The organism is Pantoea sp. V106_11 (genome assembly GCF_029967885.1).
Taxonomy (GTDB): domain Bacteria; phylum Pseudomonadota; class Gammaproteobacteria; order Enterobacterales; family Enterobacteriaceae; genus Pantoea; species Pantoea ananatis.
Genome location: NZ_JASCAK010000027.1, coordinates 48,308 through 63,328, shown reverse-complemented (window position 1 = coordinate 63,328; position 15,021 = coordinate 48,308). Strand labels below are relative to the sequence as shown.

At 56.0% G+C, this 15,021-nt stretch carries 15 protein-coding genes and 1 tRNA gene; 3 read left to right on the top strand and 13 right to left on the bottom strand.

Annotated elements, in window-relative coordinates; all coding sequences use genetic code 11:
• Positions 1–14: 14 nt before the first annotated feature.
• From fadJ to QLG08_RS10230, 3 genes are all read right to left on the bottom strand, one after another.
• Positions 15–2,135 carry a fatty acid oxidation complex subunit alpha FadJ gene (gene fadJ, locus QLG08_RS10240; protein WP_282472898.1) on the bottom strand — a complete coding sequence of 707 codons (2,121 nt, stop codon included), beginning with the start codon at positions 2,133–2,135 and terminating at the stop codon, positions 15–17.
• Positions 2,135–3,445 (bottom strand): acetyl-CoA C-acyltransferase FadI, encoded by a 1,311-nt coding sequence (fadI, locus tag QLG08_RS10235; RefSeq protein WP_028725024.1) that lies wholly within the window; start codon positions 3,443–3,445, stop codon positions 2,135–2,137. The genes fadJ and fadI overlap by 1 nt, the downstream gene beginning before the upstream one ends.
• 162 nt (positions 3,446–3,607) lie before the next feature.
• A complete protein-coding gene (locus tag QLG08_RS10230; protein WP_238493212.1) occupies positions 3,608–3,904 on the bottom strand; it encodes a YfcZ/YiiS family protein in 297 nt (98 codons plus the stop codon).
• A gap of 358 nt (positions 3,905–4,262) precedes the next feature.
• Here QLG08_RS10230 and fadL point away from each other — a divergent pair, with 358 nt between their 5' ends.
• On the top strand, positions 4,263–5,540 hold the full coding sequence (gene fadL / locus QLG08_RS10225) for a long-chain fatty acid transporter FadL (protein WP_047714228.1): 1,278 nt from the start codon (positions 4,263–4,265) through the stop codon (positions 5,538–5,540).
• 163 nt (positions 5,541–5,703) lie between these two features.
• Here the strand turns inward: fadL and mlaA are convergent, their stop codons facing one another.
• The 10 genes from mlaA to ccmA form a co-directional block, all read right to left on the bottom strand.
• Entirely contained in the window at positions 5,704–6,468 is a 765-nt protein-coding gene (gene mlaA, locus QLG08_RS10220) for a phospholipid-binding lipoprotein MlaA (protein WP_028725026.1), read from the bottom strand.
• 131 nt (positions 6,469–6,599) lie between these two features.
• Entirely contained in the window at positions 6,600–7,811 is a 1,212-nt protein-coding gene (gene ccmI, locus QLG08_RS10215; RefSeq protein ID WP_015699817.1) for a c-type cytochrome biogenesis protein CcmI, read from the bottom strand.
• Complete coding sequence (locus tag QLG08_RS10210) at positions 7,811–8,266, bottom strand: cytochrome c-type biogenesis protein (protein WP_015699816.1); 456 nt, start codon at positions 8,264–8,266, stop codon at positions 7,811–7,813. The genes ccmI and QLG08_RS10210 overlap by 1 nt, the downstream gene beginning before the upstream one ends.
• Positions 8,263–8,817, bottom strand: a complete 555-nt coding sequence (locus QLG08_RS10205) for a DsbE family thiol:disulfide interchange protein (RefSeq protein WP_015699815.1) — start codon at positions 8,815–8,817, stop codon at positions 8,263–8,265. The genes QLG08_RS10210 and QLG08_RS10205 overlap by 4 nt, the downstream gene beginning before the upstream one ends.
• The gene (locus QLG08_RS10200) at positions 8,814–10,772 is read right to left on the bottom strand and encodes a heme lyase CcmF/NrfE family subunit (RefSeq protein WP_238493214.1); all 1,959 of its coding nucleotides are present in this window, start codon (positions 10,770–10,772) and stop codon (positions 8,814–8,816) included. The genes QLG08_RS10205 and QLG08_RS10200 overlap by 4 nt, the downstream gene beginning before the upstream one ends.
• Entirely contained in the window at positions 10,769–11,254 is a 486-nt protein-coding gene (gene ccmE, locus QLG08_RS10195; protein ID WP_028715425.1) for a cytochrome c maturation protein CcmE, read from the bottom strand. Before ccmE ends, QLG08_RS10200 begins: the two co-directional genes overlap by 4 nt.
• Complete coding sequence (gene ccmD / locus QLG08_RS10190; protein ID WP_013026580.1) at positions 11,251–11,484, bottom strand: heme exporter protein CcmD; 234 nt, start codon at positions 11,482–11,484, stop codon at positions 11,251–11,253. Before ccmD ends, ccmE begins: the two co-directional genes overlap by 4 nt.
• Positions 11,481–12,221, bottom strand: a complete 741-nt coding sequence (locus QLG08_RS10185) for a heme ABC transporter permease (protein WP_014594213.1) — start codon at positions 12,219–12,221, stop codon at positions 11,481–11,483. Before QLG08_RS10185 ends, ccmD begins: the two co-directional genes overlap by 4 nt.
• Positions 12,222–12,275: 54 nt before the next feature.
• Positions 12,276–12,935: a heme exporter protein CcmB gene (gene ccmB / locus QLG08_RS10180; RefSeq protein ID WP_014594214.1), complete on the bottom strand. Its 660-nt coding sequence runs from the start codon at positions 12,933–12,935 to the stop codon at positions 12,276–12,278.
• Positions 12,935–13,552, bottom strand: a complete 618-nt coding sequence (gene ccmA, locus QLG08_RS10175; RefSeq protein ID WP_282472897.1) for a cytochrome c biogenesis heme-transporting ATPase CcmA — start codon at positions 13,550–13,552, stop codon at positions 12,935–12,937. The genes ccmB and ccmA overlap by 1 nt, the downstream gene beginning before the upstream one ends.
• A 243-nt stretch (positions 13,553–13,795) precedes the next feature.
• Here ccmA and QLG08_RS10170 point away from each other — a divergent pair, with 243 nt between their 5' ends.
• The gene (locus QLG08_RS10170) at positions 13,796–14,728 is read left to right on the top strand and encodes a formate/nitrite transporter family protein (RefSeq protein ID WP_013026584.1); all 933 of its coding nucleotides are present in this window, start codon (positions 13,796–13,798) and stop codon (positions 14,726–14,728) included.
• Positions 14,729–14,801: 73 nt separating this feature from the next.
• Positions 14,802–14,876, top strand: a tRNA-Arg gene (locus tag QLG08_RS10165).
• Positions 14,877–15,021: the final 145 nt, after the last annotated feature.

The following is a 15,021-nucleotide window of genomic DNA, read 5'->3' as shown; positions in this document are numbered from 1 at the left end:
GTGGGTATTCGAATTTATGAAGAAGTGTAAAACTTTGTCTGCTGCTCCGCTGCGCGCAGCAACGCGTCACAGGGCGCAAAACGGTCCCCGTACTGTTGCTGAAGCCGCGTTAATCTGTTGACGATTTCTGCCGCGCCCAGCCTGTCGATGTAATGGAACGGCCCGCCCAAAAAGGGGGGAAAACCAATGCCAAACACCGCACCGATATCGCCGTCCCGCGGCGAGCGGATAACCTGCTCATCCAGGCAACGCACCGCTTCGTTTAACATCATCATCATGCACCGTTCGGCAATCTGCGCGCCGCTTTGCTTTGCCACCGGCCGGGTCTTCACTAAGCCGTACACCGTCGGATCGACCTTCTTACGCGCCAGACGCGACGATCCGTACAGGTAGAATCCCCTACCGTTTTTGCGTCCTTTGCGACCGTCTTTAATCACGGCATCCAGCGCGGAAGGCGCGGCAAACCGCTCGCCATAAGCCTGCTGCAGGCCCGGTGAAATCTTACTGCCGACATCAATGCCAACTTCATCCAGTAGCTGAACCGGCCCCACCGGGAATCCCGCCTTCACCAGCGCCCGATCAATGTGATCGATCGGTTCCCCCTCCACCACGCAGCGCATGGCCTCGTTGATGTAAGGTGTGAGGATACGGTTGACGTAAAAACCAGGTTTATCGGCCACCACTATCGGCGTTTTACCCTGTTTCCGTGCCAGCATTACCGTACTGGCAATCGTTTCAGGCGATGTCGTGGCATGCGGGATCACCTCGACCAGCGGCATTTTTTCCACCGGGCTAAAATAGTGCAGGCCGATGATGTTCTCCGGGCGCCGTGCCGTCGCCGCAATCTCGGCAATGGGAATCGATGAGGTATTGGAAGCAAAGATCGTCTGAGGCTGACAGTTCGCCTCGATGTCCGCCACCATCTGTCTTTTCAGATCCAGGTCCTCAAAGACCGCCTCAATCACGATATCGCGCTGGGTGAATCCCTGATAGTCGGTACTGCCGCTGATGCGCGCCATCTGCTGCTGACGCTGTGCCGGACTGATTTGCCGGCGTTTCACTTTTTTACTCAGCAGATCCCAACTGGTTTGCAGGGCATGGTTGATGCCTTTAAGACTGATATCCTTGATGCGTACCGGTAGCCCCGCATTAACGGCGCTGACGCTGGCGATCCCGCCGCCCATCAGCCCGCCGCCCAGCACACCGACCCGTTGGAGTGGTCGTGGTTCAGCCTGGGTGCCGTTCTCTTTCTTGATGGCGGTGGAAGCAAAAAACAGGCTGCGCAGCGCGGCCGACTCTGGCGTCATCGCCAGTTCGCCAAACGCCCGCGCTTCCGCGGCGTAACCGGCCTGGCTGCTCTGCTCCAGGCCGATGCGAACCACCTCGATAATGCGTCGTGCCGCTGGGTAGTTACCCTGGGTTTTACGATCGGTTTCGCGTCTGACCAGTGCGAACAGCGCCTGACGCGCCATCGGGCCCTGCAGCAGACGATCGCGCAGGGGCAGCGGCGCTCTGCGGTATTTACCCTTCTTCACCAGTTCAACGGCAGCGTCAAGCAGGATGGCCTGCGGCACGGCATCATCAACAATGCCCAGCTTTTTCGCCTGTCTGGCCCGCAGGTTCTTACCGGTAAGGATAAGCGGTAAGGCTTTCTGTACGCCGATTAAGCGAGGCAGGCGTTGCGTGCCGCCCGATCCCGGCAGTAGCCCCAACTGCACTTCAGGCAGGCCAATACGGGTTTTATCATCCAGCGAACAGATGCGCGCGTTGCAGGCCAGCGCCAGCTCAAGCCCGCCGCCCAGACAAGCACCATGGATTGCCGCCACCACAGGAAATGGCAATGCCGCAATCGCCGCCATCACGTCCTGCCCTTGTCTGGCCAGCGCTTCTGCCTCGTGGGCGCTCTGGCAGCGATCAATCATGCTGATATCGGCCCCTGCAACAAAGTTGTCAGGTTTGCCTGAAATCAGCACCAGCCCCAGCAGTTGCGGATGCTTGCGTGCTTCCGCAATAATAGATGCAATCTGTGCTGCGAATGCCGCTTTAAGCGTATTCATCTTTTCATTGGGTACATCAATGGTGATCACGCCTACATGATCGTCCCGCATCTGTAATGTGAACGCGCTCTGTTCCATTATTCGGCCTCCAGAACCATTGCTGCCCCTAAACCCCCGGCGGCGCAGGCGGTGACTAAACCCAGCCCTCCGCCCCGGCGGCGTAATTCATTTAACGTCTGGGTAATCATGCGTGCGCCGGTTGCGGCAAACGGATGCCCAAAGGCGATCGATCCGCCCGAGACATTAAAACGCGCCTCGTCAACTTCGCCCAGCGCATGGGCGCGGTTTAACACGTCACGGGCAAAACGTTCATCACGAAACATTTTCAGGTTGCTTAACGTCTGAGCGGCAAAGGCTTCGTGCATATCAATCAGGGTCAACTCCTTTAAGGTTATCCCGGCACGATCCAGCGCCAGCGGCGAGGCGTAGGCCGGCCCTAGCAGCATGTCCTGCCAGACGTCGATGGCAGTAAACGCATAGCTGCGTAAATAGCCCAGCGGCTGTATTCCAAGCTCTTTTGCCCGGCCTTCACGCATTAAAATGACTGCAGCGGCTCCATCGGTAAGTGGCGTACTGTTTGCCGCAGTAACGGTACCGTGCTGACGGTCAAATGCCGGACGCAGCCGGGCATAGTCGGCGGCTTTTGCATCCATACGCACATTATTATCTTGCTCAATGGGCGCTTTCCACGGCGGCACGAAGGCGGCCATCACCTCCTGACTCAGTACGCCTGACTGCCAGGCCTGAGCCGCGCGCTGATGCGAGCGCAGGGCCAGCGCATCCTGCTCTTCCCGGCTGATGCCATGCGTTTTGGCCATCTGCTCTGCGGTATCCCCCATACGTAATCCCGTGGAGTACTCCGCAACGGCTGGCGGAACCGGTAACAGATCTTTAGGGCGCAGCCGCCGGAGAATGTGCAACTTCTGTGAAAAGCTACGCGCTTTATTCATATCCACCAGCGCGCGCGCCAGCGTTTTACTGACCCCAATAGGCAGCACAGAGGAGGAGTCAGCCCCGCCTGCGATGCCGGCAGAAATCGTCCCTGCCAGTAAGCTTTCGGTGACGTTTGCCACCGCCTGAAAGCTCGTGGCGCAGGCGCGGCTGACGCTGTAAGCATCGGTATTGACGCTCAGGCCACTGCTTAAGACGATCTCACGCGCAATGTTTGGCGCTTCCGGCATTTGCACCACCTGACCAAAGACCAGTTGCTCAATCACCTCAACCGGGAGTTCGCTTCGGGCCATGATTTCGCTGATCACCATGCGGCCCAGTTCAACCGCAGGGATGCCGTGAAAACCCGTGGCCTGGCGAAGAAAAGGCGTGCGTAATCCGTGGGTTATGGCGATGCGCTCGCCATTACGCGTCAGCAGTGACTGCGCTTTGCTCATTGTATCCACCTGTACATCGTGACCGAGGCATCATTGCCGAAAGAGGTCTGACCTGATCCACAGTGTTAACCACAAGCGGGTGCGCCGCCAACATCAGGAGGAGAAAAGTGAGATAAGAAACACGAAAATGAAAAACGCCGCAGAGCAGCGGCGCCGAAATGTTTAACGTAAACCCAGTTGGAAAATTAGGGTTTCGGCCTGACAGCTAAAGGTAAAGTCGATATTAAGCTGCACGCCACCGGCTTCTTCCACCATGCTGGAATCAATAACGCAGGGTTCTGACTCGACCTGGCGCGCCCTTTCCGTCAGCTGCGCCAGTTTCGTTTCGGCATCAGCGCGATCTTTACACCATGCTGACCAGTTGGCTGTACAGTCTGAATTGTCCATCACCGTACCAACATCAACGCAACAGCACGCAGCCGTTTTCGTCGCGCTACATTTTTTTAAAGCATTTGTCATGATTTTCTCCTGACATCACATCAAAAGGTGGGTGAGTTTTGTGCTGAAAATTTTACGCGCTCGCTTATCAACCCGCTACACACACCGCGCTAAGTGACGAATATCACAATAAAATTTGATGTGGATCAGTTTTGCGCCTGCCGCTCTGCCTGTTTATTCCTGAGAAGTGTTAAGCAGATCGAATTTTCACCTATCAAATTGGAAATAATTTAAAAACAATATTGCAACATGTGTACAGGTCGGACCTATACTCTCCGCACTGGTCTGATATGTGCATTTGACATCAGTCCATACAATCCGCCGTTCCTTGTTACGCGACGTCACAACGTTAAATAATAATTCACATGAGGTTGTGGTCATGAACCATAAAAACCTGTTCGCAAAGTCAGCCGTGGCAGCTGCAGTAGCGCTTATTTCCTCTAACGTATATGCAGCCGGATTTCAGTTAAATGAATTTTCTTCCATTGGTTTAGGTCGCGCTTATTCTGGCGAGGGCGCAATGGGTGATACGGCGGCCTCAGCCAGTCGTAACCCGGCAACCATGGCACTCATGGATCGCCCTGAATTTTCAATCGGTGCGGTTTACATCGATCCTGAAGTGGATATCAGTGGCCAAAGCCCGACGGGCCGCAGTCTGGACGCGAAAAACATCGCACCAAACCAGTGGATCCCTAACCTGCACTATGTCCAGCCGATTAACGATCAGTGGTGGGTTGGCGCGTCAGCGACGTCTAACTACGGCCTGGCGACAGAGTTTAACAACGGTTACACCGCGGGCGGGTTGGGCGGCAAAACTGACCTGATGACGGGTAACTTGAACCTCAGCACGACTTATCGTTTGAATGAGCATTTCAGCTTCGGGGTAGGTTTTGATGCTGTATATGCCAAAGCTAAAATTGAGCGCTATGCTGGTGAAGCGGGCGCACGGCTCGGTATACCCGCAGATACGCAAGTTGCCTATCTTAAGGGAGATAAATGGGGCTACGGCTGGAACGCTGGCGTACTCTACGAAGTCGATGACAATAACCGTTTTGGTTTTACCTACCGCTCCGAAGTGAAAATTGACTTTGATGGAGACTATAAAAGTAGCCTGCCATTCAATCCTCGTAATAACCCAGAAGTTACTAATCTCCCGACAGGTACAAACGGCTCTACAGTTCCCGGCGCGTTAACCTTAAACCTGCCGGAAATGTGGGAAGTTTCAGGCTGGCATAAAGTGGCACCACAGTGGGCCGTGCACTATAGCCTGGCCTACACCAGCTGGAGCCAGTTCCAGGAGCTGAAAGCCACGGGCTCAAACGGCCAGACGCTGTTCTATAAAGATGAAGGTTTCCACGATGCCTACCGCATCGCACTGGGTACCACCTACCAGTACGACAAAAACTGGACCTTCCGCAGCGGTATCGCGTTTGATGACAGCCCGGTGCCGGCTGACAAGCGTTCTATCTCTATCCCGGATCAGGACCGTTTGTGGCTGAGCGCCGGTGCCTCTTATGCGTTTAACGACGATGCATCGGTAGACGTCGGCGTGTCTTACATGCACGGTCAGAAAGTGACCGTGCAGGAAGGCACCTATACCTTTAACTCGAGTGGTAAAGCCTGGCTGTATGGCGCAAGCTTCAACTACAAGTTCTGATGCGCGAAACGCATAAAAAAAGCGACACTGAGTGTCGCTTTTTTATTGCTCACAGGAACGTCACACGTCATGCAGCCTGGTGCCCCTGTAACAGCTTCACTTCATCACTCCGGGCCGCTTATCAGGCCGCCCTTGCGACAGGCGGCTTCTGACGGGTCATGATTTACTGCGAATCAATGTCTTTCAGATCGTCCTGGATCGCCGCCGCATTCGGATTGTCTTCTGGCTTCAGTTTGCCGCCGCGCGCCAGGAAGTCGTAGCGCTGGAAATAGGCGCTACGGATAAAGGCGTAAGGATCGCGTTGCTGTTTCAGGATAGCATCCGAGTCCAGCAACTGTGCGCGCGATTCGATGCCTTCCAGCGTCCATTTACCGATGGACATGGGCCAGGTCAACCAGCCAAGCACAGGATAAAGCGTATCGACGTAATCGCCGCCGTCCTGACGTATCGTGAAGCTGCCATAGGCCGGTAACTGCACATAAGGGCCATAGCCCACGCCATAGTGACCGAGCGTGGTACCAAAACGCTGCGGTCCCTGGCGCGCCAGTTCCGGATTGGCTTTACCGGCGACATCAATGAAACCGCCCAGCCCCAGCACCGTATTCAGGAAGAAACGTGTAAAGTGGATACCTGCATTGCGCGGCTCGCCGACCAGAATCGCATTTACCATACTGGCAGGTTCGCTGAGGTTGCCCAGGAAGTTGCTGAGGCCTGCGCGGGCAGGCACGGGAACATAGTCGCGCCAGGCCACTGCCACAGGGCGCAGCACGTAAGGGTCCAGCACGTTATAGTTGAAGTTAAACATTGTGCGGTTAAAACCTTCAAGCGGATCGCTACGCCCTGCAGGCGCATCGTCAGCAGGCTTTGAACTGGCACAACCAACCAGAAGCACACTGGTCAAAGCCAGGCTGGTCAGGCGGTGATCCATTTTTTTCTCCCTGTGCATATAAGTTATTTATACCCTGCTACGTTTCAGCGGGCAGATCAGCGCAGTCCAGCAAGCATAGCTGATATCTCCCATGCGGTTGGCAGATTCAGACATTGCCAGACGCCAGCCGGTTAAGGCTGCTGTTTATCAATCGCGACGTCAATGTGCTGATGACCATCCCAGGGGACGACCGCGCTGACGCCAAACCAGTCACCCGTCTCAGGATTTGCGCGGCCATTACGTGAAATTCTGACGCGAACCTGGATCTGTTTCTGCGCCGAAAGACGTCGGTCCTGTAACATAGCATTGCTGTCATCCAGCGTCAGCGACACGGGAAAATGTCCGGGCGAAACCCGTTTCACCGCCACCGGTACCGGCGAGACGCCGTCAGTCACCGAAATATACATGACTCCGCCCGGCGGTAACATTTTTTCTGCCTGGGGGGAAAGCGTGACCTCCACGGCCAGCTGCGTGCTTTGCTGCCCGGCATCGGTTTTAGCCTGTTCAATGCTGCGTGCTATGCCGTCGCGTCGCGCATCGTTGGCGGGTAACGCATTCAACAATTCTTGCCAGCTGTCTATCGCCTGCGAATACTGCTGTTGTTCAAACGCATTATAGGCCAGCAGGCTCAGGGTGCGGATATCCTGCGGATGCTGTTTGAGCAGTTCGTTAAGCAGCAGCCCGGCCTGGCGGTTATCCTGAGGATCGCCCGATCGCGTCAGCACCTCGGCATAATCCTGCTGCAGAGCAAAATTATTCGGTGCCAGCTGCAACGCATGCTCGAAAGCCTGACGCGCACCCGTGGCATTGTTGAGTACCATACCGAGGCGGCCCAGCATCGCCCAGCCACTGAGGTTATCAGGTTCGTTTTGTAGCTGGCTGCGCAAACCGAGCTGCAGGCGAGAGAGCTGCTCTTGGGTAAGTGGCCGGGCATGGGGATCCATGAGCTGGGCGCGCAGCGCCGGATACGCTTCCTGCACCTGGAGCCAGCCACTTAACTGCGTTAAGCCACCGGTTTTAAGATAGCTTGCCAGTGACACGACAACTAAAACGATCAGGCCGGGTAACAGCACCCAGCGGCGGCTGCGGTGTGAGTGGGCATCCGAAGCGGGCGGAATATCGCTAAGCAGGGTTTGCTGTAACTCCTGCTCCATCACGACGCGATCGGCAATCACGCCCTGCTCTTCATCCTGCGTCAGTTCAGCCAGCCGCTGCTGATAAAAATGCGTATTAAGGTTGTCGCGCGCCGCTGTATGAGTTTCACGTTGACGCCAGCCTGCGGCTAAAAACAGTATGCAGGCCGCCAGCAGCAGCACAAAAATCGTGATTAAAAAAACGGCCATTATCGTTTCCTGTCCGATTTCAGAATCGCCGCCAGACGCTGTTGTTCCTGGTCATCAAGCTCGCTTCGGGTTTTACGCTGACGACTACGCCACACGATCACGGCACCGCCCACAATCACAAACAGCGCCGGGCCGGCCCAGAGGATCAGGGTTGAGGGCGTGACAGGCGGCTGATAACTGACGAAATTGCCATAACGCGCCACCATATAGTCGATGATTTGCTGACGGCTCTGCCCCTGCTTCATCAGTTGATAAACTTTCAACCGCATATCTGACGCAATCATCGCATTAGAGTCGGCGATGCTGTTGTTCTGGCATTTGGGACAGCGCAGCGAGGCCGTGATCTCACGGTACTGCTCTTCCTGCGCCACGGAGTCAAACGCATAGGTATCAATCGCGGCCCACAGGCTGGCGCTGAACAGCAGTCCACAGAGCATCATCATCAGGAATTTCATGCGCCGCTCTCCTTCGTGTATTTATCCCACAAGGGTTTGACTTCCTGCTGCCAGACGCGCGGGTTCAAATCCCCGGCGTGGCGATAGCGAATAATGCCTTTGCCATCAATCAGAAAGGTTTCAGGTGCGCCATAAACGCCGAGATCGAGGCCCAACATCCCGTTGCCGTCATACAGGCTGAGCGCATAAGGATTACCGAGCGTGTTCAGCCAGTTCACCGCCTTCTGGCGATCGTCCTTGTAGTTCAACCCTACAACCCGAACGCCCTGCTCTGCCAGCTCATTAAGGTAGCGATGCTCGGCGCGGCAGGTCGGACACCAGGTTGCCCAAACGTTCAGCAACAGCGGTTTACCGGTGATCAACGTTTGCTGATCATAGGTTTTGCCTGGCTTATCCAGCGCCTCCAGCCTGAACACCGGTAAAGGCTTACCAATCAAGGCTGATTCCAGCCGCGAAGGATCGTCCCCTTCCGCATTACGTGATAACTGCCACAGCAGCGCGGCAGCCAGCAGTAAAAATAATCCCAGCGGAATAAACAGAATTTTTTTCATGCCCTTACCTCGCGATCGGCTTTCTTGCGCGAGCGGTAGCGCGGGTCCAGTAAACAGAACAGCCCTCCGACGGCCATAAACAAGCCGCCAAACCAGATCCAGCGCACAAAGGGTTTGTAGTAGATACGCACCGCCCAGCTACCGTCACTGAGCTCTTCACCCAGCGCGGCGTAAAGATCGCGGGTAAAGCCGCCGTCAATCGCCGCCTCGGTCATCATGGTGCGCGCGGCAGAATAAAAGCGTTTTTCCGCATACAACACGGCTTCCGGCTTGCCCTTGCGGGAAACGTCAATGACCGCCACGCCGCCACTGTAATTCGGGCCTTGTAAGTCCTGAACATCACGAAAAACAAAATGGTAGTGATGGATATCGATGCTGTCGCCCGCTTTCATGCGCACGTCGCGCTCAACGCTGTATTGGGTGCTGAACGCAATGCCAATAACGGTGACGCCCACGCCGAGATGTCCAAGCACCATGCCCCAGTGACTGCGCGAAAGGTGACGTAATCCGGTAAAAAAACGATGACGATGAGTGGCACGCTCATGCAGCTCCATCAGGGTCAACAGGATGATCCATACCGCCATCAGTAATCCCACCACCGTCATGGCTTGAACACGATCCTGCAACCACCAGGGCAGCAGCACAGAGGCCAGCAGCGTCACGAGCAGCGCTATCAGCAGACGACGAACCAGTTTTTGTGGTTCATCGCGTCGCCAGCGCACTAACGGCCCAATACCGAGCATTAACGCCAGCGGAGCCATTAACCAGCTGAACATGGTATTAAAGAAGGGTTCGCCAACGGAAATGCTGCCCAGCCCTAACTGTTTATGCACCAGCGGTAACAGCGTGCCGAGCAGGACCACCAGCATGGCCGCGATTAGCAGCACGTTATTCCCCAGCAGAAAAGATTCTCGCGACCAGAGCTCGTTTTGCACCCGACTGCGCACCTGGCCGCCTTTAATGGCATACAGCAGCAGCGAGCTGCCAATCACGATGACCAAAAATGCGAGAATAAACATGCCGCGCGCCGGATCGGAGGCGAAAGCATGTACCGAGACCAGCACGCCGGAACGGACCAGGAAGGTGCCGAGCAGGCTCAGGGAGAACGCGGTAATAGCCAGCAGCACCGTCCAGGCCTTGAAGGTGCCGCGTTTTTCCGTAACCGCCAGCGAGTGCATTAAGGCGGTGCCCGCCAGCCACGGCATAAAGGAGGCGTTTTCCACCGGGTCCCAGAACCACCAGCCGCCCCAGCCCAGTTCGTAATACGCCCAGGCGGAACCCAGCACAATCCCAATGGTCAGGAATAACCAGGCGGCGGTAGTCCAGGGACGCGACCAGCGCGCCCAGGCGGTATCCAGCCGTCCCGCCATTAATGAGGCGATGGCAAAAGCAAAGGCCACGGAGAAGCCGACATAGCCCATATACAGCAGTGGCGGATGAAAGATCAGGCCGATATCCTGCAACATTGGGTTAAGATCGCGACCGTCTACGGGAAAATCGGGCAGCGTTCGGTTGAAGGGATTGGAGGTGAGGATGATAAACAGCAAAAAGCCCAGATTGATCATCCCCATCACTGACAACACCCGGGCCAGCGCGTCCTGCGGCATACCGCGGCTGAAGATTGCCACGGCCAGCGTCCAGCCACTCAGCAGCAGCACCCACAGCAGTAACGAGCCTTCATGCGCGCCCCAGGTGGCCGCAATGCGGTAGTAAACCGGCAGCAGTGAGTTTGAGTTGTTGACGACATAGCTCACGGTAAAATCGTTAACGATAAACGCCCAGACCAGCAGCATAAAAGCCCCCGCGACGCAGGCAAACAGGCCAACGGCAAGCGGACGTGCCATGCCCATCAGGCGGGCATCCTGGCGCCAGGCGCCCCACAGCGGATAGACGCTGAGCAGCAGCGCCAACGCTAATCCAAGACAGAGTAAGAAACTGCCCAGTTCTGGCATCATGGTGTACGTCCTGCCGGGTTATTCGCGGCCTGTTGCGCAGAGGGTGCGGGTTTCATCGCGGTGCTGATTTCGGGAGGCGTGTAGTTTTCATCATGTTTTGCCAGCACTTCGTTGGCTTTGATCAGGTTGCCGGGCTCAAGTACGCCCTGCGCGACAACGCCCTGACCTTCGCGGAACAGATCCGGTAAAATGCCGACAAAGCTCACGTTGACCACACCGCGACCATCATAAAGCTGGAAGGAAACCGCCAGCGTGTGGGGATCCCGCGTTACGCTGCCAGGCATCACGACGCCGCCCACGCGCAGGCGCTGTCCGGGCTCAGGCTTGATATGCGCATCGCCTTTTCCCTCCAGGATTTCACCCGGCGTATAAAACAGATCGATATTGGACCGCAGCGCATACATCACCAGTGCGGTCGCCAGCCCAAGTCCGGTAAGTATCGCCACCACGACATACAGGCGATTACGACGGCGGGTATTCACTTCTCTTCTCCTGCCGTAGGGTTGGCGGTACGTTGAACGTTGGCCGCTCGCAGGCGGCGCTCCCGTGCATCACGCTGGCGAATGTCCGCCAGCAAACGTCGGTGTGACCACCTACTATGCAAGATCAGGGCGAAAAGCGGCACCAGCGTGCCTGCCACCGCCAGCCACACATAAAAGGCGTAGCCGCCCATGGCAACGAAGTCATGCCATGAGGCAAAAGCGGGCGTCATACTTTGCTCCTTGTCTTCGCCAGGGCAATTGCCCAGGGACGTTTACGTTCCGTAAGCAGGATCAGGTTACGTAAGCGCATCAGCGTTAAGGTGATAAACAACAGCAGGTCACCCAGGATGGCCCAGCGCAGCGGCGTGCGCATCGGCGGCGCGATCGCCTGTTGCAGCAACCCGGACGATCCCTGATGTAAGGTATTCCACCACTGCACAGAGAAATGAATGATGGGCAGATTGATCACCCCGACCAAAATGAGCACGCCTGCGGCCCGCCCGGCCATGCGACGATCGTCGAAGGCCTGATACAGCGCAATCACGCCCAGATATAAAAACAGCAGCACCAGTTCTGACGTCAGTCTGGCATCCCATATCCACCAGGTTCCCCACATCGGCTTGCCCCAGGCAGAACCGGTGACCAGCGCGATAAAGGTAAACACGGCACCGATTGGCGCCATCGCCGCTGACACTAAATCGGCCATTTTCATCTGCCAGACCAGCCCCGTGAACGCCGCAACGGCCATCGCGCTGTATATCCCCATCGACCACATTGCCGCCGGAACGTGGATATACATAATGCGAAAGCTGTCACCCTGCTGGTAGTCTGCCGGTGCATAGCCAAATCCCCATACCCAGGCCAGCAGCAGTACCGCCGCACTGGCCAGAGCAAACCACGGCAGCAGGCGACCGCACAACTGATAGAGCCGTTCGGGCTTAGCCAGCTGATGTAATCCTTTCCACATGTTCAATTGCTCACATTAAAATAAACGCTAATAACACGTCTGAGGCGTGCTGATTTAGTGCAGCGTAATCCGCAACGCCGCGGCGGTGGCAAAAGGCGCCAGCGTTGCACTCGCGACCAGCATCGCCCCCAGCAACGCCAGATACCCGCCAATGGCGACGCCCTGTCCTGCGGCATCAATGGCCGCACTGGCAAAAATCAGCACAGGAATCGCCAACGGCAGAACCAACAGGCTGAGCAGCACGCCACCACGACGTAATCCCACAGTCAGCCCCACCCCAATTGCGCCAAGAAAACTCAGCGTCGGTGTTCCCAGCAGCAGCGTCAGTGCCACCGCTCGCCAGCTCGGGATATCCAGGGACAGCAACAGAGCCGCCAGCGGCGAAAGCAGGATTAACGGCAAGCCGGTGACCAGCCAGTGGGCAATCACTTTGCCCAGCACCATGACCGGCAGCGGCGTGGGAGACAATAAAAGTTGCTCCAGCGTGCCGTCATTGAAGTCATCGCGAAACAGCCTTTCCAGCGCCAGCAGCGAGGAGAGCAACGCAGCAACCCAGACAATACCAGGCGCGATCCGGGCCAGTTGCTGAGGATCGGGACCGATACCCAACGGGAAAAGCGTAATTACGATCAGGAAAAACCACAGTGGGTTAACCACCTCCGCACCGCGACGACAGGCGATGCGTAATTCACGTTGAATAAGACGACACAACATTACTGCGACTCCATGGCATGCAGGCGAACGGTTTTTATCTGGCCGTTCAGCCCCGGCAGCGCCTGATGACTCGTCACAATAACAGAACCGCCCTGTTGCGCGTGTGCCGCAAAGCGCCCCATTAAGGTGTCGACGCCGACAGGATCAAGAGCGGTTAAGGGTTCATCCAGAATCCACAGGGTTGCCTGGGTCAGCCACAGCCGGGCCAGCGCGATTCGCCGCTGTTGCCCCGCAGAGAGCTGCGCGGCTGGCACGTCTTCATAGCCCGCCAGTCCGACGCTGGCCAGTGCAGTAAAAATATGCTCATCGCGGCAGTTCGGATGATAAAAGCGTAGATTTTCCAGCGCCGACAACGCCGAGGTGATCCCCGGCAGATGCCCAAGATAAAGCATGGCCTGATGCCAGACATCGCGTTGCTGATGAATTTGCTGCGACTGCCAACGCACCTCGCCGTGTTCAGGCGTGCTCAACCCGGCCAGAATCCGTAGCAGCGACGTTTTACCGGCCCCGTTTGGCCCTTCAATTTGTACGATATCACCTGCCGACACGCGAAACGTGAGCGCCTCAAAGAGCGCACGTTCATCACGCACACAAAGCAGATTCATGATTTCCAACATGGAGGGGTAAATCGCGCCAGCCAAATAAGGCGCAAATGATAGCACAATGTTGCAGTGTGCCGAAGACCGTGCGCGGCCCCCTTTCCCACTGAGGTTGGATATTCGTGCTTTTCACGGCGTTAAGCGGACAAAAAGCGCACCACAGCAAAATGTTGTAACTTTTGTTAGCTGTTGTAGAAACAATTTCGCGAGCCAAAAAACGACTACGCTTATAACGCATTTGCACTGTTACCAGGAGAAAACATGAAGCCTTCATCAAGCACCAGTCAGGGACCTAACGACGTAGACAGCGAAGAGAAAGAACAGGGCAAAGAGGATATTGAAGTGGATGAAGACGCCCTGCCCTCTCGCGCCGCCGCTATCCATGAGGAGATTCGTCAGGACGGGGAAAAAGAGCTGGAACGTGACGGAATGGCGCTGCTGTGGTCAGCTATCGCTGCCGGGCTGTCGATGGGCGCCTCGCTGATGGCTAAGGGCATTTTTCAGGTGCATCTGGATGGCGTGCCCGGCGCGTTTTTACTGGAAAATCTTGGCTACACCTTTGGCTTTGTGATTGTGATTATGGCACGGCAGCAACTTTTCACTGAAAACACCGTGACCGCCGTCCTGCCCTTTATGCACAAACCCACCATGAGCAATCTTGGCTTATTGCTTCGCCTGTGGGGCATTGTGCTGCTGGGTAATCTTATCGGGACAGCGTTCGCAGCTCTGGCGTTTACTGAAATGCCGATTTTTGATGAAGCCACCCGCCAGGCCTTTACCGACATCAGCATGAAGGTAATGGAACATACGCCGGGCGAGATGTTTGCGAATGCGGTGATTTCAGGTTGGATCATTGCCACCATGGTCTGGATGTTCCCCTATGCCGGTGCCGCCAAGCTGTTTGTCATTGTGATGATGACCTGGCTGGTCGCGCTGGGCGATCTGGCGCATATCGTGGTGGGTTCCGTCGAAGTGCTTTACCTGGTATTTAACGGCAGCATTCCCTGGACCGAGTTTCTCTGGCCCTTTGCTATCCCGACGCTGTTGGGCAATCTGACGGGCGGTACGTTGATTTTCGCCCTGATCAGCCATGCGCAGATTCGCAATGATATGGGCGAAGCTGCCCAGGCAAAGGCGAAAGCGGAACGACGTAAAGCGGAGAAAAAACGTCAGCAGCAACAAGAAGAACGCTAAATTGCTGACAGAATGAGCAAACGCGCGACGGTGTAGTGAATCCTGCCGCCTAACTGCGGTATACTGCGCTGGCGTCTCCTTAGTTAAATGGATATAACGAGCCCCTCCTAAGGGCTAGTTGCAGGTTCGATTCCTGCAGGGGACACCATGTATGCCTTTCTTCAAGTCTACTTAACCTCATTTTAGACATTCATCTGAACCCTTCTTCCTTCAGTTAAGCTACTAAAAACTTAGATGTGTCTTCATAAACAACATCAGGCCACTTACATGACGAAGCGTTAAAGACGAATCAA

Coding starts and splice junctions, on each gene's coding strand:
- fadI (WP_028725024.1), bottom strand. CDS start 3,445: ATGAGCAAAGCGCAGTCACTGCTGACGCGTAATGGCGAGCGCATCGCC.
- QLG08_RS10200 (WP_238493214.1), bottom strand. CDS start 10,772: ATGATGCCAGAACTGGGCAGTTTCTTACTCTGTCTTGGATTAGCGTTG.
- QLG08_RS10230 (WP_238493212.1), bottom strand. CDS start 3,904: ATGACAAATGCTTTAAAAAAATGTAGCGCGACGAAAACGGCTGCGTGC.
- fadL (WP_047714228.1), top strand. CDS start 4,263: ATGAACCATAAAAACCTGTTCGCAAAGTCAGCCGTGGCAGCTGCAGTA.
- QLG08_RS10185 (WP_014594213.1), bottom strand. CDS start 12,221: ATGTGGAAAGGATTACATCAGCTGGCTAAGCCCGAACGGCTCTATCAG.
- ccmD (WP_013026580.1), bottom strand. CDS start 11,484: ATGACGCCCGCTTTTGCCTCATGGCATGACTTCGTTGCCATGGGCGGC.
- fadJ (WP_282472898.1), bottom strand. CDS start 2,135: ATGGAACAGAGCGCGTTCACATTACAGATGCGGGACGATCATGTAGGC.
- ccmA (WP_282472897.1), bottom strand. CDS start 13,552: ATGTTGGAAATCATGAATCTGCTTTGTGTGCGTGATGAACGTGCGCTC.
- QLG08_RS10210 (WP_015699816.1), bottom strand. CDS start 8,266: ATGAAATTCCTGATGATGATGCTCTGTGGACTGCTGTTCAGCGCCAGC.
- ccmI (WP_015699817.1), bottom strand. CDS start 7,811: ATGGCCGTTTTTTTAATCACGATTTTTGTGCTGCTGCTGGCGGCCTGC.
- QLG08_RS10170 (WP_013026584.1), top strand. CDS start 13,796: ATGAAGCCTTCATCAAGCACCAGTCAGGGACCTAACGACGTAGACAGC.
- mlaA (WP_028725026.1), bottom strand. CDS start 6,468: ATGGATCACCGCCTGACCAGCCTGGCTTTGACCAGTGTGCTTCTGGTT.
- ccmB (WP_014594214.1), bottom strand. CDS start 12,935: ATGTTGTGTCGTCTTATTCAACGTGAATTACGCATCGCCTGTCGTCGC.
- QLG08_RS10205 (WP_015699815.1), bottom strand. CDS start 8,817: ATGAAAAAAATTCTGTTTATTCCGCTGGGATTATTTTTACTGCTGGCT.